This window comes from Streptomyces niveiscabiei, from assembly GCF_033794345.1.
GTDB lineage: Bacteria > Actinomycetota > Actinomycetes > Streptomycetales > Streptomycetaceae > Streptomyces > Streptomyces niveiscabiei.
The window spans coordinates 245,401-268,367 of record NZ_JARAYJ010000007.1 but is presented as its reverse complement, the minus strand read 5'-3'; the positions used below and the strand labels follow the sequence as shown (position 1 = coordinate 268,367).

Annotated in this window: 21 protein-coding genes; 4 read left to right on the top strand and 17 right to left on the bottom strand. The window is 72.8% G+C overall.

Going from position 1 to position 22,967, the window contains the following annotated elements; all coding sequences use genetic code 11:
* Positions 1–27 precede the first annotated feature (27 nt).
* Positions 28–2,004: a helix-turn-helix transcriptional regulator gene (locus tag PV682_RS12775; RefSeq protein WP_319728759.1), complete on the bottom strand. Its 1,977-nt coding sequence runs from the start codon at positions 2,002–2,004 to the stop codon at positions 28–30.
* 93 nt (positions 2,005–2,097) lie between these two features.
* On the opposite strand from PV682_RS12775, the gene absR1 reads away from it, so the two are divergent.
* Positions 2,098–3,162: a beta-glucuronidase AbsR1 gene (gene absR1, locus PV682_RS12770; RefSeq protein WP_319728756.1), complete on the top strand. Its 1,065-nt coding sequence runs from the start codon at positions 2,098–2,100 to the stop codon at positions 3,160–3,162.
* Positions 3,163–3,341: 179 nt separating this feature from the next.
* Here the strand turns inward: absR1 and PV682_RS12765 are convergent, their stop codons facing one another.
* Positions 3,342–5,855 carry an ABC transporter permease gene (locus tag PV682_RS12765; protein ID WP_319728754.1) on the bottom strand — a complete coding sequence of 838 codons (2,514 nt, stop codon included), beginning with the start codon at positions 5,853–5,855 and terminating at the stop codon, positions 3,342–3,344.
* Positions 5,856–6,289: 434 nt separating this feature from the next.
* On the opposite strand from PV682_RS12765, the gene PV682_RS12760 reads away from it, so the two are divergent.
* Both PV682_RS12760 and PV682_RS12755 read left to right on the top strand, forming a co-directional pair.
* Positions 6,290–7,135 (top strand): YdcF family protein, encoded by an 846-nt coding sequence (locus tag PV682_RS12760; RefSeq protein WP_319728752.1) that lies wholly within the window; start codon positions 6,290–6,292, stop codon positions 7,133–7,135.
* 58 nt (positions 7,136–7,193) lie between these two features.
* On the top strand, positions 7,194–8,330 hold the full coding sequence (locus tag PV682_RS12755; protein ID WP_319728750.1) for a VanZ family protein: 1,137 nt from the start codon (positions 7,194–7,196) through the stop codon (positions 8,328–8,330).
* Positions 8,331–8,529: 199 nt separating this feature from the next.
* On the opposite strand, the gene PV682_RS12750 is transcribed toward PV682_RS12755, so the two are convergent.
* From PV682_RS12750 to PV682_RS12710, 9 genes are all read right to left on the bottom strand, one after another.
* Positions 8,530–9,903 (bottom strand): NtaA/DmoA family FMN-dependent monooxygenase, encoded by a 1,374-nt coding sequence (locus PV682_RS12750; RefSeq protein WP_319728747.1) that lies wholly within the window; start codon positions 9,901–9,903, stop codon positions 8,530–8,532.
* Positions 9,904–9,923: 20 nt separating this feature from the next.
* Complete coding sequence (locus tag PV682_RS12745) at positions 9,924–11,126, bottom strand: LLM class flavin-dependent oxidoreductase (protein ID WP_319728745.1); 1,203 nt, start codon at positions 11,124–11,126, stop codon at positions 9,924–9,926.
* A gap of 121 nt (positions 11,127–11,247) precedes the next feature.
* The gene (locus tag PV682_RS12740; RefSeq protein ID WP_316685692.1) at positions 11,248–11,337 is read right to left on the bottom strand and encodes a putative leader peptide; all 90 of its coding nucleotides are present in this window, start codon (positions 11,335–11,337) and stop codon (positions 11,248–11,250) included.
* 53 nt (positions 11,338–11,390) lie between these two features.
* Positions 11,391–12,191 carry a GNAT family N-acetyltransferase gene (locus PV682_RS12735; RefSeq protein ID WP_319728743.1) on the bottom strand — a complete coding sequence of 267 codons (801 nt, stop codon included), beginning with the start codon at positions 12,189–12,191 and terminating at the stop codon, positions 11,391–11,393.
* A gap of 41 nt (positions 12,192–12,232) precedes the next feature.
* Positions 12,233–13,255, bottom strand: a complete 1,023-nt coding sequence (locus tag PV682_RS12730; RefSeq protein ID WP_319728740.1) for an ABC transporter substrate-binding protein — start codon at positions 13,253–13,255, stop codon at positions 12,233–12,235.
* Positions 13,256–13,304: 49 nt separating this feature from the next.
* On the bottom strand, positions 13,305–14,114 hold the full coding sequence (locus PV682_RS12725; protein ID WP_319728738.1) for an amino acid ABC transporter ATP-binding protein: 810 nt from the start codon (positions 14,112–14,114) through the stop codon (positions 13,305–13,307).
* Positions 14,111–15,088: an amino acid ABC transporter permease gene (locus PV682_RS12720; protein WP_319728735.1), complete on the bottom strand. Its 978-nt coding sequence runs from the start codon at positions 15,086–15,088 to the stop codon at positions 14,111–14,113. The genes PV682_RS12725 and PV682_RS12720 overlap by 4 nt, the downstream gene beginning before the upstream one ends.
* A gap of 454 nt (positions 15,089–15,542) precedes the next feature.
* A complete protein-coding gene (locus PV682_RS12715) occupies positions 15,543–16,418 on the bottom strand; it encodes a glutathione S-transferase C-terminal domain-containing protein (protein WP_319728733.1) in 876 nt (291 codons plus the stop codon).
* 79 nt (positions 16,419–16,497) lie between these two features.
* Positions 16,498–16,611 (bottom strand): putative leader peptide, encoded by a 114-nt coding sequence (locus PV682_RS12710; RefSeq protein WP_316685691.1) that lies wholly within the window; start codon positions 16,609–16,611, stop codon positions 16,498–16,500.
* A 123-nt stretch (positions 16,612–16,734) separates the two neighbouring features.
* Between PV682_RS12710 and PV682_RS44320 the strand changes: the two genes are divergently transcribed.
* A complete protein-coding gene (locus tag PV682_RS44320; protein ID WP_407705655.1) occupies positions 16,735–17,271 on the top strand; it encodes a hypothetical protein in 537 nt (178 codons plus the stop codon).
* Positions 17,272–17,422: 151 nt separating this feature from the next.
* Here PV682_RS44320 and PV682_RS12700 read toward each other — a convergent pair whose 3' ends face one another.
* From PV682_RS12700 to PV682_RS12675, 6 genes are read right to left on the bottom strand one after another with little or no spacing between them, the layout of a single operon-like run.
* Entirely contained in the window at positions 17,423–18,724 is a 1,302-nt protein-coding gene (locus PV682_RS12700) for an amidohydrolase family protein (protein WP_319728728.1), read from the bottom strand.
* Between the two features lie 25 nt (positions 18,725–18,749).
* The gene (locus PV682_RS12695; protein ID WP_319728725.1) at positions 18,750–19,070 is read right to left on the bottom strand and encodes a hypothetical protein; all 321 of its coding nucleotides are present in this window, start codon (positions 19,068–19,070) and stop codon (positions 18,750–18,752) included.
* Positions 19,033–19,440: a hypothetical protein gene (locus tag PV682_RS12690; RefSeq protein WP_319728723.1), complete on the bottom strand. Its 408-nt coding sequence runs from the start codon at positions 19,438–19,440 to the stop codon at positions 19,033–19,035. The genes PV682_RS12695 and PV682_RS12690 overlap by 38 nt, the downstream gene beginning before the upstream one ends.
* Positions 19,437–20,147, bottom strand: coding sequence for an ABC transporter ATP-binding protein (locus PV682_RS12685; RefSeq protein ID WP_319728721.1), 711 nt, complete (start codon positions 20,145–20,147; stop codon positions 19,437–19,439). Before PV682_RS12685 ends, PV682_RS12690 begins: the two co-directional genes overlap by 4 nt.
* Entirely contained in the window at positions 20,144–20,863 is a 720-nt protein-coding gene (locus PV682_RS12680) for an ABC transporter ATP-binding protein (protein WP_319728719.1), read from the bottom strand. The genes PV682_RS12685 and PV682_RS12680 overlap by 4 nt, the downstream gene beginning before the upstream one ends.
* The gene (locus PV682_RS12675; protein ID WP_319728705.1) at positions 20,841–22,952 is read right to left on the bottom strand and encodes a branched-chain amino acid ABC transporter permease; all 2,112 of its coding nucleotides are present in this window, start codon (positions 22,950–22,952) and stop codon (positions 20,841–20,843) included. The genes PV682_RS12680 and PV682_RS12675 overlap by 23 nt, the downstream gene beginning before the upstream one ends.
* Positions 22,953–22,967: the final 15 nt, after the last annotated feature.

Genomic DNA, 22,967 nt, shown 5'->3' with positions numbered 1-22,967 from the left:
GCCCTTCCCCGTGAACTCCCCCGCCCCTCACGCCGGTTGCCCCACCACCCACGGCAGCGCGCCCCTGTCGCTCGCCCCCAGCCGCGTGTACGCGCTGTACAGGTGGTTGCCGACCGTCCGGATCGACAGGGTCAGGCGTTCGGCGATCTGGCGGTTGCTGAGGCCCGCTGCCGCGAGGGTGACGATCTGGCGTTGGCGAGCGGTGAGGTCGTCCAGGGCGAGGCCCGTCGGGGCGGGGGTGCCTGAGGGCCGGCAGCGGCGGGTCAGGGCCACGGCTCGGGTGCGGGCGGCTCGGGCCGCGCGGGGGTCGCGGTGGGCGTGACCGGCGCGGGTGCGGGCCTCGGCGGCGTACAGGAGGAAGCCCCGCTCCTCCAGTTCGCCGGCCACCTCGTCCAGGGCGGTCGCGTCGCCCTGCGCCAGCGCCCGCGCGTAGTGCGCGAACACCCCGTCGTCCGCCGCCATCTCGTCGAGCCGTACGCCGCCCTCCTCGGCCCGCGCCAGCTCCGTACGGCAGTCGGCGTCGGCGGGGCTGTGGCGCAGCCCTTCGCGGGCCCAGGAGGCGGCCTGCCGCAGGTCGCCGCGCAGTCGGGCGAACCGTGCGCGCACGCACGCGTGGACCGGCGGCACCGGTTCCCCCTCCGCGACGAGCCACTCCCCCACGGGCGCGCGCGTGTCCCGGACGTCCGCCGCACCGATCCGCCGGACCAGTTCGGCGGACTCCTCGGCCAGCGCCACCTCGTACGGCTCCCGCTCGCCGGCCAGCCGCAGCGCCCGCAGCCGGCCCGCCGCGGCGCGCAGGACGGGGCCGTGCAGCGGGTCGGCGAGGCGTACGGCCGGGTGACCGCCGGACTCGGCCGCACGGCTTGCGGCCGTGTCGTCGCCGACCTCGATCAAGCCCTCGGCCTCCAGCCGCTCCAGGACGGCCAGGTCGAGTTTCTCCGCCCGCACCGGCAGTGGTTCCGCGAACGCCAGGCGGTCCAGGGTCTCCCGCTCGGCGTCCGTGCGCGCGAGGATGCCGGACGCCCGTTCGCGGACGGCCGGGGTGAGGGGGAGGGGGCCCCGCCAGGCGTACGTGTCGTCGCCGGACGGGACCAGCAGTTCCTGTTCGCGTACGGCGTCCACCAAATCCCGCAGGAGCCTGAGGTCGCCCCGCGCGAGGCGGTCGAGGCGGTCGACGGTGAGCGCGTCGAGGGGGACACCCGCGCCGGACGTCAGGAGCTGGACCGTCGCGTCGTACGGGAGGGGGCCGAGGACGAGCCTCGGGAGGAGCTCGTCGGCCCACAGGCGGGTGATCGGGGTGGGGGCGGGGGCGCCGTCCTGCGTGACGACCAGGAGGCGGGTGCGGCCCTGCACGGCGAGCTGGTGGACGAGGGCGGCGGAGGCGTCGTCCAGAAGGTGCGCGTCGTCGACGAGCAGCAGGCTCACGGGGGCGAGGAGTTCGACCGCGCGGTGCAGGGTGACGTCCTCGGGGAGGAGGTGGGCGAAGGCGGCGAAGGGCAGGTGGCGGGTCTCGGGGGTGCCGGACACGCGCGCGTAGGGGTGGTTCTTGGCGGTGGGAGTGTGCACGCGCGGGCGGGCGCCTCCTGCGGGGCCGCCCCGGAGAGCGTCGGCCGCCCCTTCAGGCCCCTCGGCGTCCCCGCGGAACACGCCGCCCCAGGCCTCCCGCCTCTCGCCCCCGGCAGCCGTCGCCGCAATCCCCCGTCCGTGCGCCCCCGCAGCCGCCGTCGCGCGTCCTCGCGCCCCGCGCGCGCCCGCGCCCCGCGCCCCCGTGAATCCCCCGCGCCCCGCTCTGCCGCGCGCGCCCCTCGACCGGCCGCCCCCGGGTTCGAGGTCCTTCACGGCCTCCGCCGCGAGGCGGGTGCGGCCGTGGCCGGCCGGGCCGGTGAGGATCATGCCGGGGCGGGCGGCGGTCAGGGCCTGGCGGATCAGGGCGAGTTCCTCCTCGCGGCCGGTGAACGGCCACGGCAGGTCGAGGGACTTGGGGTCGCGTCCGAGAGTCGTCACGTCATCATGAGCGGGCGTACTCAGGTCTGATACAGGCGACTTGAGTAGCTGCCGACTCAGGCGCGGTGACCTTGGGCCGGGCACGCTGGACCCATGACCGCCCGCTACTGCTCGCTCGTGAGGCAGCCGGAGCCCGGGTTCACCCCGGGACTGGCCGCCGAGCGGCTCGGCGCGCTCATGAGCGGGCGGCGGATGTGGGTGAACGGCACGGTCCTGCACTACTGCTTCTTCGACTCCGAGAACGCCGGCACCGGGGGGAGCCGGCGGGTCTCGTGGGCGGGCGGCGAGGCGCAGCGCGAGGTGGTGCGGGACTGCTTCCGGGAGTGGCAGGACCTCGGCATCGGCGTGACGTTCGCCGAGGTCGCCGACCGGTCCGAGGCCGAGGTCCGCATCGGCTTCGAGGAGAGCGACGGCTCCTGGTCGGCCGTCGGCCGCGAGGCGCTGCTCGCGGGGCTGCACGAGCGGACGATGAACTTCGGCTGGGACCTCACGGCCCCGGGCGAGCGGGCGACGGCCCTGCACCAGATCGGCCACGCGCTGGGCATGCAGCACGAGCACCAGAGCCCGTACGCGGGCATCCACTGGGACGAGGAGGCGGTGTACGCGGACCTCGCGGGCCCGCCGAACCACTGGAGCCGGGAGCGGACGTACGTCAACATCCTGCGCAAGCTGGACGCGACGGAGGTCAACGGCACGGTGTGGGACCCGCAGTCGGTGATGGAGTACCCCTTCCCTGCGGGGCTGATCCTGGAGCCCGAGCAGTTCCGGCAGGGCGTGCACCCGCCGGGCGCGCTGTCCACGCTGGACAAGGAGTTCGTGCAGCGCTGGTACCCGCCGCCGCTCTCGCCCCGGCCCGCCTCGCTCGTGCCGTTCCGGTCGGCGCCGCTGTCCCTGGCGCCGGGTGAGCAGGCGGACTTCACGCTGGAGCCGCCCGAGACCCGCGACTACCGGCTCGCCGCGTTCGGCGACTGCGACGCCGTCGTCGTCGTGTTCGAGGAGCGCGAGGGGGAGCCGCGTTTCCTCGCGGGGGACGACGACGGGGGGACGCCGGGGAACGCGTCGCTGCGGGTGCGGCTCGTGAAGGGGCGGCGGTACTTCGTGCGTATGCGGCTGTACTCGGCCTGGGGGGCGGGGAGGACCGCGGTCATGTGCTGGTGACCGCTCGTGGACCATGGTCCGGCGCCGGGGGAAAGGCCGGGCCGTCCGCTCTCGGGGGAGGGCGGGCGGCCCGGCCGCACCGGCGGGGGGCGAGGGCTGTGGCCGGGGGACCATGGGCCTCCTGGCCGCCGTGCGGGAGGCGCGCCGGTCCGGGGGCGTCCGGTCGTCCTGGCCTTCGGCTACTCGGCCTTGATGGCGGTGAGCATGTTCAGCCGGGCCGCGCTGCGGGCGGGCCACAGAGCGGCCAGGAGGCCGATCAGCGCCGCCAGCAGCAGGAAGAGCCCGAACCTGTCCCACGGCAGCACCAGCGCATACCCGGGGATGTCCGTCCTCGTGATCGCGCAGACGGCCCGGCCCAGGAAGGCTCCGAGCCCGATCCCGACGACGGCGCCGAAGACGGAGATGACCACGGCCTCCAGCCGGATCATCAGCGTCACGCCCCGCCGGTCGAGCCCGACGGCGCGCAGCACGCCGACCTCCCGCCGCCGTTCGAAGACCGACATCGCGAGGGTGTTCACCACTCCCAGCACGGCGATGACGAGGGAGAGCGCGAGCAGCCCGTACGTGACGTTCAGGGCGGTGTCGACGCCCCCGTTGAAGTGGGCGCGGATGTCCTCCCGGCCGCCGATCGTGATCCCCGGGCGCCCGGCGACGGCTCGGGCGAGCGCTGCCCTGTCCGTGCCGCCGTCCGTCTTGACGTAGATCCACAGGATCCGGGCCCCGTCCTCGTGCGGCTTGAGGACGTCCGTGGAGACGACGACCGGTGAGACGACGCTGTTGCTCTCGAAGACGGCCCCGACGGTCAGTCTGCCGGTCCTGGAGTCGTCGTACTCCACGGGCAGGGTGTCCCCCACCGTCCAGCCGTTGGAGCGCGCGATGTCGTCGGCGACGGCGATCTGCCCGCGCGTGAGCGTGTCCAGCGAGCCGGAGACCAGCGGGAGGTGGACGACCTCCGGGAAGTCCGCCGCGCCGACGCCGGAGACCTGTTGCGTGCTGCCGCCGACCGTCATCGACCCGGTCTGCTCCGGCGACACCGCCGTGACGCCCGCGGCCCCGCGCAGGGCGGCGACCGTCGAGGCGTCCAGGCCCATGCCGTTGTCCGTGATCCGGTAGTCGGCCCTGACGATGTCGGTGGTGATCCGGTCGGCGGACCGGCCGAGGGTGGCGCCGAGCACGGTCAGCGCGCTGACCAGGGTGAGCCCGATGGCCAGCGCGGAGGCGGTGGCGCCGGTGCGGCGCGGGCTGCGTACGGCGTTCTGGCCGGCGAGCGTGCCGGAGACCCCGAAGACGCGCCGCAGCAGCGGCTGGACGACCGCGATCACGGGCCGGGACAGCAGCGGGATCAGCACGAGGACGCCGGTCACGGCGAGGAAGGCGCCGGACCCGACGAGCGCCCTGCCCTCGGAACCGCCCGCCCCGGCACCCGCGACGACGGCCGCGGCGCCGAGCAGGGCGACGATGCCGCCGAGGCAGTTCCGCACGACCAGGGACTTGGTGGTGGCGGGCAGGTGCGCGCTGCCGATCGCCGCGACCGGCGGGATCTTCGCGGCGCGGCGGGCCGGCAGCCAGGCCGCCACCATGGTGACCAGGACCCCGACGACGGCCGCGACCAGGACGGTCGTCGACGTGATGGTCAGCGGCCCGTCCGGGATCTTTCCCCCGCCGAGATCGACCGTGGCGCGCGCCACGGCGGCCAGGGCGGCGCCGAGCCCGAGCCCGGCGGCCGAGGCGACCGCGCCGGTCAGCGCCGCCTCGATCAGCACGGACCGGGTGACCTGCCCGCGGGAGGCGCCGACCGCGCGCAGCAGGGCGAGTTCGCGGGTGCGCTGGGCGGCCAGCATGGTGAAGGTGTTGCCGATCAGGAAGACGCTGACGAACACGGCGACGCCCGCGAAGGCGAGCAGGAGGGTGCTGAGTGTCGCCGCGTCCCCGGCCGCCGCGTCGGCCTTCTCCTGGGCGAGTTGCCGGCCGGTGCGGGCCTGCGCGTGGTCCGGGAGCAGTGTGCCGACGGCGGCGGCGAGTTCGGTGCTGGAAGTGCCCGGGGCGGCGGTGACGGTGACGGACCGGTAGACGCCCGGCCGCAGGAAGAGCCGCTGGGCGACGGGGGTGTCGAACAGCACCAGGCTGCCGCCCTCGGCCACCGTGGTGGCCTCGGTGGTGAAGACGCCGGAGAGCTTGTACGGCTTGGCCGGACCCGTGAGGGCGACGGGCACGGTGTCCCCGACGTGGTAGCCGCCCTTGTCGGCGGTGTCCTTGTCGAGCGCGACCTGCCCGGCCCCGGTGGGGCCGCTGCCGTCGGTGAACGTGTAGAGCTCGTCCTCGCCGTCCTTCCCCGGCGCGAAGTTGGCGCCCTCGTTGAGCATGCCGGCGCCGACGATCCCGCCGTTCCGGTCGGCGACGGAGGCCAGTCCGTCCACGCGCCCGGCGGCTGCGGCGACGCCGTCGAGCCGGGCGATCTCCTCGACCGTCCGGCCGCTGATGCCGGGGAATCCGCCGGACTCGTCGGCGTGCGCCTCGACCTCGACGTCCACGTGGGCGTAGCTCCTGGCCGCCTGGCCGCGGTAGGCGTTCTCGAAGGTGTCGGTGAAGACCAGGGTGCCGGAGACGAACGCGACGCCGAGCATGACGGCGAGCGCGGTCATCAGCAGTCTGGCCTTGTGCGCGAGGACGTTGCGCAGGGCTGTGCGGAGCATGGTGGCGGGGTCCCGGTGGGGTGAGAGAGCGGTCGTGGTTTCGGGGCTGTGCCGGTCCGCCCGCCGGTGAGGAATCCGCGGAGAGGAATCCGTGGCGGGCTCTTCTCCATGATCCGGTTCGGGCGCGTCCCGCGTATCGGCCGAAGAGCCGACCACCTGAGAGTGACGCGACCGGCCGTCACGTCACTCTCAGGTATGCCGTCGCGTCAGCTTCCGGGCTGACGCCCGATGGAGACCGCCCGGAAAACCAGGGGCGACGCGGGGGTCGGCCTCCCGCTCAGCGGGGAGCGGCGCCTCCTGGGGGCGCGGCTCCGCCCGGTCGCCGGCTCGGTCATTCGGCCGATGCGGGGCCGAGCCGGGCGGTGCGACGCTCGTCCCCCCGGCCGGGGATCTCCCCCACGGCCCGCTCAGTCGACCGGCAAAGGGCCCGACGCATGATCGTCTTCGCTCCCGCAGGCTTTTTCCTCCTGGTGTTCGCCTGCGGTTTCCTCTCCGACCGACGACTCGTCCGCAACGGCGTCCACCTCTTCCTCGCGCTCCTCTTCCTGGCCCTGGGCCTGCTGTACGGACTGGCCTCGGTGTCCTCGACGTCGGCCCTGGTCCTGGTGTCGGTGCTCTGGCTCCTGCTGGTCCTGCTGCCCTTCGCGCCGGCGGTCTTCCTGATCGCGAACGGGATGACGATGCTGCGCCGCGAGGGCGGGAGCCCGGCGAACCTGCTGTCCCTTACGGCCGGTGCGGGCATCCTGCTGTTCGTCGCGCTGAAGGCGCTGGCCGACCGCACCCGCTGGGAGCCGCTGGGGACCGCGGTGAACGCGGCGGGCTTCGTCCTCGGCTATGTGTCGCTGCTGTTCGCGTGCTTCCTGCTCCACTCGTTCGTCTACGGCAGGATCCGGCACCGGCGGGCCGTCGACTTCGTCGTGCTGCTCGGCTGCGGGCTCATCGAGGGTTCGCGGGCCCCGCCGCTGCCGGCCGGCCTGATCCTCGTCGAGGACAGGTCCCGCACCACCCAGGAGAACCTGCGGTTCGGCAAGGCGCTGATGCGGGCCCGCGAGCCGGACCACCGGGCGCTGGTGGTGACCAGCGACTTCCACGTCATGCGCGCCGCGCAGATCGCCCGCAGGGAGAAGGTCGAGGCGCAGGTCGTCGGCGTGCGGACGGCCCGCTGCTTCTGGCCGAGCGCGACGATCCGCGAGTTCGTCGCGGTCGTCCTGTCGCACCGGGTCCTGAATCTCGGCGCCTGCGCGCTTCTGGCCGTCATCGGCTCGCTCCGCCCGTACTGATCCCGTTCGCCGTGTGCCGGTGCCGACCGAGGGCACGGCGCTGAGAGGAATACCGCTCATGAGTACCAGGGTGGAACCGGCCTTCTGGGCCGCCCTGCTGATGTCCGTGGCCGCGTTCGTGCTGTTCGTGCCCTATATCGCCGTGCGGTACCGACGGCGCGGCGAACTGGGCCTGGGCAACCTGGCGTTGGCGTTCGCCGGGCCCCTCTACGGGCTGGCGCTGTTCTTCTACGTGTTCGCCCCGTTCCCGGCCGTCGGGTCGGATTTCTGCGCCGCCGTCGGGGTGCGCCGGCCGCAGGTGATCCCCTTCCATTTCCTGCACGACATGGGGAGGCCGGCCGCCGGCGGCGGTCCCACGGCGGTGCTGCACGACCCCGCCCTGACGCAGGTGCTGCTGAACGTGGCGCTCTTCGTCCCCTTGGGCATGTTCGTCCGGTACCTGTTCGGGCGCAGCGTGCCCGTCACCGCCGTCGTCGGCCTGGGTGTGTCCCTGCTGATCGAGACGACGCAGCTGACCGGGGACTGGTTCATCTACCCGTGCGCGTACCGGCTGTTCGACGTGGACGACCTGATCGCGAACGGCCTGGGGGGTCTGCTCGGCGCGCTGGCCGCCCCGCTGCTCAGTGCCGTGCCCGGGCAGCGCGTCCACGCCGAACCCGGGGAGCCGCGCCCCGTCACCTGGCGCAGGCGGCTGCTGGCGTCCGTGTGCGACCTCATGAGCTTCGGATTCCTGTACGTGCTGACGGTCGCGGGCTGCGCGGCGCTGATGTGGGTGTGGCAGGGGGGTCTGTCCTCCGGTGGGGCTCCCGCGTATTCGTCCTTCTTCTTCGACACGACCGTCGAGCGGGTCGGGTTCTGGGTGCCGTGGCTGGTGCTCACGGTCGGTTTCCCGCTGGCGGGCGGCGGGGCCGGTCTCGGGCAGCGGATCGTCAGACTGCGGGCGGTCACCGCCGACGGCCGCCGGGCGGCGGTGTGGGCGCGACTCGTACGCGGGCTGACCGGTGTCGGCGGGTTCCTCCTCCTCAACCACGTCGAGTCGCTGTCCGGTCCCGCCATCGGCCTGGCGGCCGTCTCGCTCGTCGCGCTGTTCAGGACGTCGCGGCATCGGGGTCTCTCCTACGTCTGCGCGAGGCTGACGCTGGAGGACTCCCGCAGGGCGGCGGGGCGTACGGCGCCGAGGGAACTCGTGCGGTGACGCGACGCGTGGACGGCCGTCCTGGGGGCTGTCGGCGCGGATGGCGATCGGCCGTCTCGGCAGGCCCTGGAAGAGCCTGCCGAGACGGCCGGTGCCCTGCGCCTGTGCCGGGACGTGGCCTCCTTCCGTCAGGCGGCGACCAGGGCGGGTGCCCGGTCGAACGCCGGGTCGGGGCGGTGGACGGTGATCGCGAGGAACCTCACGACGCGGCCCGGGTGTCGCGCGCCTCGTCGGGGTGGGCGAGGCCGAGGTGGTCGCGCAGGGTGGTGCCCTCGTAGTCGGCGCGGAAGACGCCCCGCTCCTGGAGGATCGGGACGACCTTGTCGGCGAAGTCGTCGAGTCCGCCGGGGGTGATGTGCGGGACGAGGATGAAGCCGTCGGCGGCGTCGGCCTGGACGTACTCGTCGATGGTGCGGGCGACGGTCTCGGGGGTGCCGACGAAGTTCTGCCGGTTGCCGGTCTCGATGACGAGGTCGCGGATGGACCACTTGTTGGCCTCGGCCAGCTCCCGCCACTCGCGGGCGGTGGCGAGCGGGTCGCGGTACATCCTGACCTGCGCGCGGCCCCGGGAGATGTGCTCGGCGCTGACGTCGGGATCGATCTCGGGCAGCGGTCCTTCGGGGTCGTACGCGGAGAGGTCGCGGTTCCAGACGAACTCCAGGTGCTTGAGCGCGGTGGCCCCGCTGACCTGTTGCCGGCGCACCTCCTTCGCGGCGTCGCGGGCCTCCTCGTCGGTGTCGCCGAGGACGAAGGTCGCGGCGGGCAGGATCAGCAGCTGGTCGGCGCGGCGGCCGTACTTGGCGAGGCGGCTCTTGACGTCCGCGTAGAACGCCTGGCCCTGTTCCCGTTGCGCGTGCCTGCTGAAGATGGCGTCGGCCTCGGCGGCGGCGAACTCTCGGCCCTCCTCGGAGTCCCCGGCCTGGAAGATCACCGGGCGGCCCTGGGGGCTGCGCGGGACGTTGAACCGGCCGTGGATGTCGAAGTGCTGTCCGGTGTGGACGAAGGAGCCGGCTCGCGCGTCCCGCAGGAAGGTGCCCGTGGCCTGGTCGGCGAGGATCTCGTCGCCCTGCCAGGAGTCGAAGAGCTCCTGGGTGGTGGCGAGGAACTCCTTGGCGCGGGAGTAGCGCTCGTCCTGCGGGAGGAATCCGCCGCGCCGGAAGTTCTCGCCGGTGAACGCGTCCCAGGAGGTGACCACGTTCCACGCGGCGCGGCCGGCGGAGAGGTGGTCGAGGCTCGCGAACTGCCGGGCCACTTCGTACGGTTCGTTGAACGTCGAGTTGATCGTGCCGGTCAGGCCGAGCCGGTCGGTGACGGCGGCGAGCGCGGCCAGGACGGTGAACGTGTCGGGGCGGCCGACCACGTCGAGGTCGTAGATCTTGCCGCCCTGTTCGCGCAGGCGCAGTCCCTCGGCGAGGAACAGGAAGTCGAACTTGGCGCGTTCGGCGGTGCGCGCGAAGTGCGCGAAGGAGCTGAACTCGATGTGGCTGCCCGCCTGCGGGTCGCTCCAGACGGTGGTGTTGTTGACCCCGGGGAAGTGGGCGGCGAGATGGATCTGCTTCAGCGGCTTGCTCATCGTCGGTCTCTTCCTCGCGCTCAGACGGCCGCGTAACGGTTGGCGGGACGCGTCAGGCCGAGCAGCCCGCGCAGGGTGTCGGCCTCGTACGCGGTACGGAAGGCGCCGCGCCGCTGGAGTTCGGGGACCAGGCCCCGGGTGATGGCCGGCAGGTCGTGTCCGGCGACGGCGGGGCGCAGCCGGAATCCGGTGAGGCCGGCCGTCTGGAACTCCTGGAGCAGGTCCGCGAGTTCGGCGGGGCTGCCGGCGAAGATCCGCGCGTCGCTGGTGTACGGCTCGCCCGCCGCCTCGTCGAGCCGGGCCCGGCGCGCCCGCGCCTCGGCGGGGTCGTCGTCGAGGAGGACGACGAGGTCGGCGAAGACGTGCAGCGGGTCGGCGGCCCGGCCCGCGGCCTCCTGTTCGGCGCGTATCTCCTGGACGATGGCGCGGGCCTGGCCGGTGTCGTGCGGGGTGACGAAGCCGACGTCCGCCGCGCGCGCCACCAGCCGGTAGGGCACCGTCGCGTGCGCGAGGGCCGTGACGAGGGGCTGGCCCTGGGGCGGGCGGGGGGTGATGGAGGGGCCCTTGACGCTGAAGCGAGGTCCCTCGAAGTCGATGTAGTGGAGTTTCTCGCGGTCGACGAAGCGGCCGGTGGCGGCGTCGCGGATCTCCGCGTCGTCCTCCCAGCTGTCCCACAGGCGCCGGACGACCTCGACGTGGTCGGCGGCCTCGTCGAAGAGGTCGGTCACCACCGTGAGGGCGTCGGGGTCGTCGTACGACTCGATGCGCTCGATCGTGCGGCGGCCGAAGTGCGCGGCCTCGTTCGGGCGGGCGGTGATCTGGACGCGCAGGCCCGCGCGGCCGGTGCTGACGTAGTCGAGGGTGGCGATCGCCTTGGAGATGTGGAACGGCTCGGTGTGGGTGGCGACGGTGGTGGGGACGAGGCCGATGTGCCGGGTGAGCGGGGCGACGCGGGAGGCGATCAGGACCGCGTCGAGCCGGCCCCGCACCTGGTCGGTGCGGTCGTCGGGGTCGAGGAGGCGGGAGGACTGGGGGCCCAGGCCGTCCTCGATCGTCACGAAGTCGAGGAGGCCGCGCTCGGCCTCGGCGACCAGGTCGGCCCAGTATCCGGCGGTGAACAGGTCGCGGGGGCGGGCGACTTGCTCGCGCCAGGAGGCGGGATGCCAGCCGGTGCCGTCGAGAGCGACCGCGAGGTGCAGGGGTGCGGGAGAAGAAGGGGACACGGGCGGAGTGCCTTCCTGGAGGTCCGTACGAGGACGCCGGGCCCGCCCGGAGCACGGGCACGGCGGCAGGGCGGGGGCGGGGCAAGGAGTGCTGGGACGCCAGGGCGCTGGGGCGCTGGGGTCAGCTACAGAGCGCGCCGGCCACGCGCAGGAGGTCGATGTGGGGCCGGGAGTAGAGGTGCGCGGAGTGGCGTATGTGTATGTCGGTCACTGCCGTCCCCCCTTCGCCCTCGCTCTGTGCGGCCCGATCGTGGCTCTCATCCGTCACAACGGGCCGTCGGCCCGCCGTGTTCCCGATCCCGGAGAAATTTCCGAACCTTTGTGCGAAATCGATTCTGCGCCCCCGGCGAGCCCCGCCGGAGTCCGCACCTCCACGATCCGCGAGGACCGCCGCACCTCGAACCCGATCGACTCGTACAACCGGATCGCGTCCACGTTGTCGGCGGCGGCATGCAGGAACGGCGTCTCCCCCCGCTCCCTGATCCCGGCCGCGACGGCGCGGATCAGCCGGGTCGCGAGCCCCTTCCCCCGGTACGCGGGATCGGTGCACACCGCGCTGATCTCCGTCCACCCGGGCGGCCTCAGCCGCTCCCCGGCGAGCGCGACCAACCGCCCCTCACGCCGGACACCGAGGTACGTCCCGAGCAGGATGGTCCGCTTCAGATACGGCCCCGGCCGGGTCCGGCCGACGAGGTCCAGGATCTCCGGCACGTCGTCCACCCCGAGCCGCACGGCCTCGGGATCGGGCCCGGCACGCAGCGAGGTGTCGACGAGCTGCACGCCGTACCCCGCCCGGATCAGCTCCCACCCGTCGGGAACGGCGTCAACAGGCTTGACGCGTACGGCTGTCGAGGGCCCCACCAGCCGGTGCAGGTCGGTCCACGCGGCGGGGTCGTCGAGCGCGGCGAAGGCGTAGACGTCGGCGGGGTAGCGGGCGGCTCGGCCGAGGCGTTCGGCGAGGTGGGCGTGGGGTCCGTCGAGGGCGGTCCAGACGGCGTTGTCGAGCGGGTGGGCCGCGGTGGCGACCGGGGCTCCGCCTCCGCGGGGGTCGTCCGGGTGGGTCACGGAGGCGAACGTCCTTTCGGTCTGGGGTGATTGATGGTGTGTCAGGAGTTGGTGAGGGGCAGGCCGGGCGGGTTGATCTCGGACTTGGTGACGGCCTCGTTCGCGAGGTTCCAGGAGTCCAGCCACTTGGCGTACTGGCCGGTGTCGATGAGGTGGTTGATGGCGTCGGCGACCGGCTTGACGAGTCCGCTGTCCTTCTTGACGGTCGCCGCGATGAGGCCCTGGAGGGTCTCGCCCGCGCCGGAGTAGGTGCCTGCGATGGCGGTCGGCGAGGGGGAGTTGGCGGTCTGGGTGACGTGGTAGGACAGGCTCGGGTTGGGGCCGAGGTAGGCGTCGATCTTGCCGCTGTTCAGGGCGAGATAGGTGCTGTTGCCGTCCTGGAAGTACTTGACGGTGAGGTTCTTCCCCTCGGCCTTGAGCTTCCTTTGCCACTCCAGGAGCAGGCGTTCCTGGTTGGTGCCGGCGCCGACGGAAACGGTCTTGCCGGCGAGGCTCCGGTACGTGCCGTCGAACGTCCAGGAGTTGGACCTGAGCTTCTCGAAGCCGAGGTTGTCCTGCCGGTAGGAGGCGAAGTCGTACTTCTGCTTGCGCTCCTCGGTGTCGGTGATGTTCGAGAAGCCGACGTCGACCTTGCCGCTGTCGATGCCGACGAAGAGGTTCTCCCAAGTGAACCGCTTGTTCTCGGACTTGAGGCCGAGGACTGCGGCGACGAGGCGTGCGAGGTCGGGTTCGGCGCCGGTGAGGGTCTGCTGGTCGTCGCCGATGTAGCCGAGCGGCGCGGAGCCGGAGGGCAGCGAGCCGCTGCCGATGACGAGGGTGCCGCGCCTGCGGATCGCCTCGGGCACCTCGGCGCTGATCGACTTCACCTCGGAGACCTTCAACGTGGTTTCTTTCGCGGCCCCGTTGGAGACGCGGCCGATGGTGACGGAGCCGGAGGTGTCGGCGGCGGCGGTGGCGGCCTCGCTGTCCCCGCCGCAGGCGGCGAGCCCGCCGGCGAGGGTGGCGGCGACGGCCGCCGTGGAGATGCCTCGGATCAGGGCACGTCGGGAGAGGGGCGCGGGCATGGCTGTCCTTAGGGATTCGTGGGTCGTTCGTGGGTCGACGGGGTTGATCTCAGAGGACTTTCGCGAGGAAGTCGCGGGTCCTTTCGTGCCGCGGCTCGTCCAGCACCTGCTCGGGCGGCCCTTGTTCGACGATCTTCCCGGCGTCCAGGAACACCACCCGGTCGGCGACCTCGCGGGCGAAGCCGATCTCGTGCGTGACGATGAGGAGTGTCGTGCCGCTGGTCGCCAAGTCCTTGATGACGGCGAGGACTTCGCCCACCAGCTCGGGGTCGAGCGCGGAGGTCGGCTCGTCGAAGAGGATGACGCCGGGCCGCAGCGCGAGGGCGCGGGCGATGGCGACGCGCTGCTGCTGGCCGCCGGACAACTGCCGTGGATAGGCGGCCGACTTGTCGCCGAGGCCGACGCGGCCCAGGAGTTCGCGGGCGAGTTCCCGCGCGGCGGGCCTGGCCAGCCGGCCGGTGGCGACGGGTGCGGCGGCGACGTTGTCCAGCACGGTGAGGTGCGGGAAGAGGTTGAAGTTCTGGAAGACGAACCCGATCCCGGCGCGCTGGGCGAGGATGGCGCGCTCGCTCAACTCCCGCAGCCGGTCGCCGTGCCGGCGTACGCCGATGAGTTCGCCGTTGACGCTGACGTACCCGCGTTCAGGTTTCTCCAGGTGGTTGATGACGCGCAGGAGCGTCGACTTGCCGGAGCCGGACGGGCCGAGCAGCGCGGTGACTTCGCCGGGGCGGACGGTCAGGTCGATGCCGTCGAGGACCCGGTGGGCGCCGAACCACTTGTGGACGCCGTGGAGTTCGACGGCGGCGGGCACGGCGACAGTGGCGGCGGGCGCGGCGACGGTGGTTGCGGCGACGCTCATACGGCGGCCTCCTTGCGCAGGCGCTCCCTGAACTGGCCGATGGCGGCGCGCAGTTGCTGGAGCGGGGTGGGCGGCAGGGTGCGGGTGGCGCCGCGCGCGTAGTACCGCTCGACGGAGAACTGGACGACCGAGACGATGCTCGTGAGGATCAGGTACCAGACGGTGACGACGAGCAGCAGCGGGACGACGTCGCCGGGGTAGGTGGAGCCCATGGTCTGGGCGGCGCCGAAGAGGTCGAGGAGGGAGACGTAGAAGACCAGCGAGGTGGCTTTGACCAGGCCGATCAGCTGGTTGACGTAGTTCGGCACGATCGAGCGCAGGGCCTGCGGGAAGACCACCCGGCGGAACTGGTAGCCCTTGGGGAGGCCGAGGGCGGCGGCGGCCTCGTGCTGGCCCTGGTCGACGGAGAGGATGCCGCCCCGGACGACCTCGGCGGCGTACGCGGCCTCGTGGAGGCCGAGTCCGACGACGGCGATGACCATGTCGGTGGCGAGGCGCGACTCGTCGAAGGTGAAGAAGGCGGGGCCGAAGGGGACGCCGACGCTCAACGTCCGGTACAGGGCACTGAAGTTGTACAGGAACAGCAGGATCACGATGAGCGGCACCGAGCGGAACGCCCAGACGTAGACCCAGCTGACGGCCCGCAGCACCGGGCTCTTCGAGAGCCGGGCGAGGGCCAGCAGGATGCCGCCGAGGAGGCCCAGCGCGGCGCTGTAGGCGGTGACTTCGAGGGTGACGAGGAGTCCGTCGAGGACGGTCGGGCGCAGGAACCAGTAGCCGAAGCGGTCCCACTGGTAGAACGGGTTGGTGACCAGGCCGTGGACGAACTGGGCGGCCAGGACGAGGACGATCGCGGTGGCGATCCAGCGTCCGGGGCGGCGCAGCGGCTGAACTCGCTGCGCTGTGAGAGTTTTTGACGGTGCATCGGGTGATGGTGCCGTGGCGAGGGACACGGCGCCCGGTGATTCGCTCATGAGGGGCTCCGGCGGGAGGCGGGCTACCCCGGGGTCACCGGCACACGGCTGCGACGGGAGATGGGCGCGCAACTGCTGCGTACGGGACCGGGGTCGAGGGCGGCGGGCGGCGCACCGCGAGGGCGGTGGCCGGCGAGGGCGCTGCGGTCGGGACTGGCCTGGGGGTCAGGCCCGACAGCGGGCACGGCCCGGTGCGGTACACAGTGCGCTGCTGACGCGCAGGAGGTCGACGGCGCGGTTCGCGACGAGGTGGCTGAGGTACGGGCGTACGCAGCCCGGGGAGCGGCGGGGCGCCGTCCTGGGAGCTGCGTACATGTCGTCCTCTGCTTCTGCTTCGTGCGGCGGCCGGGGTGGCCGTCGGTGAGGTGCGGCGCGGAGTCGGAAGACCGTTCTGGGCCGCAGTTAAGCCAGTTGCGCGGACCGTTGTCAACGGCCGTCCATGCTTCGGACCGGATCAGCCCTGGTGGGTCCGGTCTGCGTCGGTCCTGTGCGCCGCCCAGTCCAGGATCTGGACAGCGGAGCCGGCCGCTTCGAGGCCCTGGCAGCGGGCGCGGTGGCGGCGGTCGATGCCGTCGAGGTCGAGGTGGGTGCCGAAGGCGGGGTGGGCGGTGAGGCGGCGGGCGTGGGCCCACAGGGCGTGGTGGGCGGCGACCCGCTGGACGGCTCCGGCGTCGAGGTGGTGGCGGTGCACGGTGTCGAGCTGGACGAGGGTGACCCACAGGTCGACGTCGGCGGCGGTGATCTGATCGCCCGTCACATACGGTCCGGTGCCGAGGTGTTGCTCCAGGGCGCCGAGCGCGTCGAGGAGGGCGCCGAGTGCGTGGCCCGGCTCTGACACCCCCGCCTCACCGGCGAGTTGGGCCGCGCGCTCGGCCTCGGCGCACAGCCGTACGACCGTCTCGATCTCCTGCTCGGTGCCGCAGGGGTGCAGCGCGGGCCTGCCGGCGCCGAAGTGGCGGGCGAGGTCGCGGGCGATGTCCGGGCCGTGCGTGGAGACGATGCGGCCGGACCAGTCGTCGCTCAGAACGGGGGCGAGGGCCGGGCCCCGGTAGCGGTGCGCGCTCGCGTCGTACAGCGGGCGCAGGCTCGTGTGGCCGCCGTCGGGACAGTCGGGGACGGCGGGCAGGCGGGTGACCGGACACGCCTCGTCCAGGCGCAGCAGGCTGTGGGTGACGGCGATGCGCAGGCCGTCGGGGTCGGCGGTGGACAGGTGGAGGCGGTAGCGGCGCGGCACGGCGTAGTGGCCGCTGCGGGCGTCGCGGCCGATGCGGCCCCGGAAGGCGGGGGCCGGGCGGTCGTAGGCGTGGGTGGCCGGCGGTGCGATGGACATGGGTCTCCCCGGGGGCGGGCGCGCGAGACGGGCGCGCGGTTGCGGCGGCTGAGGGGTGGGGCGCGAGAAGGCGCTCGGGTCAGCGCTGTGCGCTGCACACGCGCAGCAGGTCGATGTGGCGGCGGGAGGTGAGGAGGGGCGACGTCCAGGCCGTGCGGTTCGTGCGGCAGACGGTCGGCTCCAGGCGCCCCATGATTCCCTACCTGTTCACTAGGATTCCCGGTTCGAGTGTCGATCGAGGCCCTGGGTGCGTCAAGAGGGTGTCCGAGGGGTGAGTATCCGACGTCACCGTGCAGGAGGTCGTGGATGCCGTCGGTTGCCGGACTGCTGGAACAGCACGGGCTCGCTGCTCGCCGTCGCGTTGACGGGCATCCACGCCGAGTTGGCCGCGGCCGTAGAGGTCGCCCAGGGATCGCGGGACGCGGATGCGCAGGCGGGCGTCCGGGACGCGGCGAAGCCGAAGTCGCCTGTGCCCGTGTGGCGTGAGGGTCTGGCCTGGTCGGCGCTGTCGGCGGACCACCAGCGCATCCTCAAGGCGGCGGCCGACCGGGCCCGGCTCGGGCAGGGGCCGGTGACCTGCCAGGAGATGGCCGCCGCCTTCGGCATGGACGTGGCGCCGGCGGCGAACCTCGCGCTCTTCGAGTACATCGACGGCTTCCGCGACAGCCGGCGCATCCAGGAACGCCTCGGCAGGCTCGGCCCGATCGAGTTCGAGGAGAAGTACTACGCCGACCAGGCAGCGGCCGGACGAGCGAACCTGAAACCCCGTCACCCCCTCCTGACCAGCCGATCAGCGACTCTTGCCCAGCGGAGGAACCTCGTCACGAAGCTCGGTGCCCGCGGCAGGACGTAGTTGGCCGTGATCGTACAAGAGACCGGCTTGGCGCTGGCGGGGGAATGTCAGGGCTGAGGCACTGGCCAGGCACGACCGGTGCCCAGGCATCTCCCTGGGCACGCGCGGGAGGAGACGCTGCCCGTGTGTGCCCGTCAGCTGGCCCTCGATCTCACTCCGGCTGCGCGGCGGCGAGCGCCGCCTCGGCCTTCTCGCGGTAGATGGCGAGTTTCTCGGCGGGGGCAATGGTCTGGCGGCTGCGGGACTTCACGGACACGTCGTGGTCGCCCGCGGCCCTGCGCAGGGCGCCCACGGTCGCCTGTGCACGGGGAACGTGGGCGAACGGGTCGAAGGAGTACCAGCGCATGGCGTTCTCGTGCGTCATCTTGTTGATGTCGTCGTCCGGCACGGAGTTCGCGGTCAGTACCTCGTGGAGTTCCTCGGGGGCGTTGGGCCACATCGAGTCGCTGTGCGGGTAATCGGCCTCCCAGCAGATGTTGTCGATGCCGATGTCGTGGCGGAGTTTCACCCCGATCGGGTCGCTGATGAAGCAGGTCAGGAAGTGCTCGCGGAAGATCTCCGAGGGGACCTTGCCGCCGAAGTCCTGGAGTGTCCAGGTGGCGTGCATCTCGTAGGTGCGGTCGAGGCGGTCCAGGAAGTAGGGGATCCAGCCGGTGCCGCCCTCCGACAGCCCGATCCTGATGGCCGGGTACTCCTTGAGGACACGGGACCACATCAGGTCGGCCGCCGCCTGGACGAGGTTGATGGGCTGGAGAGTGATCATCACGTCCGGCGGGGCGTCGGGCGCGGTGATGGCGAGGCGGCCCGAGGAGCCGATGTGCAGGTTCATCACCGTGCCGCAGTCGGTCAGCGCCCGCCATACCGGGTCCCAGTACTCGGAGTGGAAGCTCGGGTAGCCGAGCGGGACCGGGTTCTCCGGGAAGGTGAGGGCGTGACAGCCCTTCTCGGCGACGCGCCGGATCTCCTGGGCGCACAGCTCGGCGTCCCAGATGGCCGGGAGGGCCATGGGGATGAAGCGGCCGGGGTGGGCGGCGCACCACTCGTCGATGTGCCAGTCGTTGTAGGCGCGCACCAGGGCCATGGAGAAGTCGGAGTCCTCGGTGGCGAACAGCCGGGCGGAGAAGCCGGGGAAGGAGGGGAAGTTCAGCTGGGCGAGGACACCGCCGGCGTTCATGTCGGCGACGCGTTCGTCGACGTCGTAGCAGCCGGGCCTGATCTCCTCCAGGCCCTGCGGCTCCATGCCGTACTCCTCCTTGGGACGGCCCGCGACCGCGTTGAGCGCGGCGTTGCCGATCCTGGCGTCCCGGAACTGCCAGACGTCGCTGCCGTCCTCGCGGTGGACCAGCCGCGGCGCGTCCTTCTTGTAGCGCTGCGGCAGGTGGTTGGCGAACAGGTCCGGCGGTTCGATGATGTGGTCGTCGACGCTGATGAGGATCATGTCGTCGCGGTCCATGGGACTCCTTGTGGCTGAGGGCGGATCAGTCCGAGGCGGGCAGGGCCTTGGGCGGTTTGACCGTCAGGGGCTTTCCTCCGTAGGTGAGGTGGCCGGTGCCGGAGGCGGTGCAGAGGAGTTCGAGCGTGTCGGCGGGGTCGACGTAGCGCTTGCCGATGAGGGTGTCCGGTGTCTGGCCGGCCGGTGGTGCGGCAGGGGCGTCCTGGGCCGGGACCATGGGGCTGCCACCGCATTCGACCGGGCACGTGACCTCCTGCGGGGCCCGGATCACGATGACGCGGGTGGTGCCGGTGGCCGAGGCCAGCTGGTCACCGGGGCGCAGGGCCGGGATGCGGGGTGACGGCATGGCGCGGTTCTCCTTGGGGTGCGGGTGCCGGTGGGGTGAGCCTCTCCCCCAGCCGGTCCAGGTCGTAGGACTGGCGGGCGAGCCAGAAGCGCAGGAAGCCGGTGAGCGAGTAGCGCAGGAACAGGGCTCCGCCCACCACGGCGGCGGAGATGCCGCCGAGGCCGATGGCGATGGCGTCGCCCTGGGCGAGGAAGTTGTCGGTCGCGTGGGCGAGGGGGAAGGCGAGCGCGCCGAGGACGAGTCCCACGGCCATGAGCAGCCCGCCGAGCCGCAGCCAGAGCGTGGCGCGGGCGGCGGCGGGGTCGGGGATCTTCAGCTCGGCGAGTTCGCGGACGAACCGTTCTGCACGCGCTTCGGGAGGTGCGGTCATATCGGGCTCCCCAGGTAGTAGGCGGAGAGTTCGGCGTGCAGGGAGCTGTCGGGGTGCCCCTGCCACTGGACACGGCCGCGGGCGAGGACGGCGGCGTGGTCGGCGATCTTCAGTACGGCGGCGGCGAACTGCTCGACGACGAGCACGGCGACGCCCTGCCGGGCGATGCCCGCGACGAGTTCGTAGAGCTCGGCGACGACCAGCGGGGCGAGCCCCATGGAGAGTTCGTCGAGGAGCAGGACGGCGGGGTCGGTGGCGAGGCCGCGCGCGAGGGCGAGCATCTGCTGCTCGCCGCCGGAGAGGGTGCCGGCGGGCTGGGTGCGCCGGGTGCCGAGGACGGGGAAGCGGGCGTAGGCGATCTCCTCGATCTCCTCGTGGGTACGGCCCGTGAAGGTCATCATCCGGAGGTTGTCGCGCACGGAGAGGTTGGGGAAGACTCCACGGCCCTGGGGCACCAGGCACACGCCGGCGCGGGCGAGGTCGCGCGGACGGATGCCGGTGGCGTCCCGGCCACCGAGCAGCAGCCGGCCGGCGCTGGGCGGGTGCACACCGGCGGCGACCGACAGCAGGGTGGTCTTGCCGGCGCCGTTGGGACCGAGGAGGGCCACCACCCGGCCCTCCTCGACGGCCAGGTCCACGCCGTGCAGCACCGTGATGCCGCCGTACGCGGCGCGGATGCCGTCCAGCTCCAGCAGAGGTCCGCTCATGGCCGTGCCTCCCCCAGGTATGCGGCGAGGACCGTCTCGTCGGTCTGCACCCGGGCGGGCGGGCCGTTGGCGACGACGGAGCCGAGGTCGAGGACGTGCACCTCGTCGCAGACGCTCATCACCAGGCTCATGTCGTGCTCGACGAGCAGGACGGCCGTGCCCTCGTCGGCGAGGGAGCGCAGCAGAGCGGCGAACCGCCGCGTCTCCTCCGCGTCCTGGCCCGCGGCGGGTTCGTCGAGGAGCAGGACGCGCGGGCCCAGGACGAGGGCGCGGCCGACCTCGACCAGGCGGGCCAGGCCGGTGGGGAGCGCGTCGGCCGCGTCGTCGGCCACACCGGTCAGACCGAGCCGTTCCAGTACGGCCTCGGCCGTGCGGGCGGCGTGGCGGCGCCCCGGGCCGAGTTCGGCGGCGACGAGCAGGTTGTCGCGCACCGAGAGACGGCCGAAGAGCTCCAGGTGCTGGAAGGTGCGGGACATCCCGCGGCGGGCGCGACGGGCGGGGCCTTCCCGGGTGATGTCGCGGCCGTCGAGGCGGATACGGCCTGTCCGGGGCCGGCGCAGCCCGCAGACCACGTCGAACAGCGTGGACTTTCCCGCGCCGTTGGGGCCGATGAGGCCGGTGACCCGGCCCGCCTCGGCCGTCAGTGACACGCCGTCGAGGGCGCGGCGTCCCCCGAAGGAGACGGTGATCTCCTCAGCCCGCAGCAGTGGTGGCACGGCTCAGCACCTCCCCGTCCTCGGACCGCCAGGGGCGGCGTACTCCCCACCACTCGGGCGGGATGTCGGTGGTCGGCCGCTGTGCGGCGGCGGCGCGGACGCGCAGCAGCAGGGCCGTGACGAGGGCGATCGCGAGGAGTGTCCATCCGTTCGCCACGTCGAGCGCCGCGAGCAGCCAGCACACGCCGAGGACGCCGAACAGCCCGCACAGCAGGGGCCGGTTCCTTCCCAGCGGCGCCCATTCGGCGCGCATCTGGGTCAGGACACCGCTGGGGTTGTGCGCGAGTCCCATGCCCGCGAGGGCGACCAGCAGGGCGGTCACGTCGTGCGTCCAGGAGCCGAGGCCGCTCATCAGCTGCGCCGGCAGGACGAAGGCGATGCCGGTGAACAGCCCCGTGCCCACGGCGCCGAGGCCGCCGATGACCGCGATCAGGAAGATCGGCAGCCCGGCGATGAGGTTGAACCGGTCGGCGGTGACGGTCTGCGTCTGCATGCCGTACAGGGCACCGCCCAGTCCCGCGATGCCGGCGGACAGGGCGAAGACGGCTGTCTTGGCGACGAGGAGCCGTCCGCCGAGCGTGGCGTAGGCGGCCTCGCTGTCGCGCAGCGCGATCAGCCGGCGGCCGAACCTGCCCCGGCGCAGCGCGGCGACGCCGGCCGAGGCGAGCGCGAGACAGACGGCGGAGAGCACCAGCAGCTGGGCCGGTGAGGTGAGGCGCAGGCCGAACAGGTCGGGGCCGCTGACGGTCACCGAGCCCTGGTCGAAGAAGGTGATCCGCACACCCAGCACCTCGAAGGCGGGCAGGGTGAAGATCCAGCGGTCGAGGACGACGGCGAAGGCGGCGGTGCCGAGCGCCAGGTAGATGCCGGACAGGCGCAGGGCGGGCAGCGCGATCAGCGCGCCGACGGCTGCGGTGACCAGCATGGCGACGGGCAGCGCCCACAGCTCGCCGTGCGCGCCGAGGTGTCCCCAGACCACGGCGCCGATGCCGGCGATGGACAGCTGGCACAGGGAGATCTGCCCGGTGTATCCCGCCAGGGGCACGAAGGAGAGGGCGATGACGCCGAGCGGGAAGAGCGTGCCGTAGGAGAGGAGGTCGTCCTCCGCCAGGACCGTCACCAGGACGAGCGCGAACAGCACGATCGAGCCCGCGAGGAGGAGGCTGCCTCGTGCCGTCGGCAGTGGCACCCGTACCGGGGTACGGTCACGGCCGCGCAGTCTGCGGTGCGGGAAGGCGAGCAGGGCCAGGAACAGCAGGAGGGCGGGGGCGGCCAGGCGCAGGCCCGGAAGGTAGTCGTTCTGCGGCAGGTAGCCCGCGAGGTAGGCCTCCAGCAGGCCGACGACGAGGGCCCCGAGGAAGGTGAGCGGCAGGCTGCGCAGACGGCCGAAGACGGCGGCGGTGTAGGCGCTGACGATGAGCAGCGACAGCTGCTGGGCGTCGAGCGCGACGGCGGGCGCGATGAGGATGCCGCCGACGGCGGCGAGCTGGATGCCGAGCACCCAGGCGAGCCGGGTGGCACGCAGCGGATCGGCGCCGGTGAGGCCGGCGAGAGCCCGGTCGTCGACGGAGGCGCGCATCTCCGTGCCGGCGCGGGTGCGGTGCAGCAGGACCCAGAGGGCCACGGCGATCGCCAGGGCGACGGCCATGGTGATCGCCTGGTGCCAGGTGACGGCGGCCGGGCCGAGGCGCAGTGCGGGCCGTTCGGCGAAGAACGGCGTGAGCGGGCGCGCGGTGTTGGGGTCCCACACCCAGCGGGCGAGCGCGATGCACCCGGTGAGCAGCGCGACGGTCATCACGAGGCGTTCGGCCTCGCCGAGCGCCTGCACCGGCCGCATCAGCACGCGTTCCACGAACAGGCCGAATGCGGGGGCCAGGACGAGCAGGACGAAGGCGAGGGCGAGCGGGACCGGCCAGCCCCAGCCGACGGCCAGCTGCCAGTAGGCGAAGGCGGACAGCATTCCGGCCGCGCCGTGGGCGAAGTTGAACACACCGGTGGTGGCGTGGGTGACCACCAGGCCGGTGCCGATCACGGCGTAGACGGCGGCGGTACTCAGGCCGACCACCGTGAAGGCCAGGAATTGATCCATGTCTTGGAAATTAGC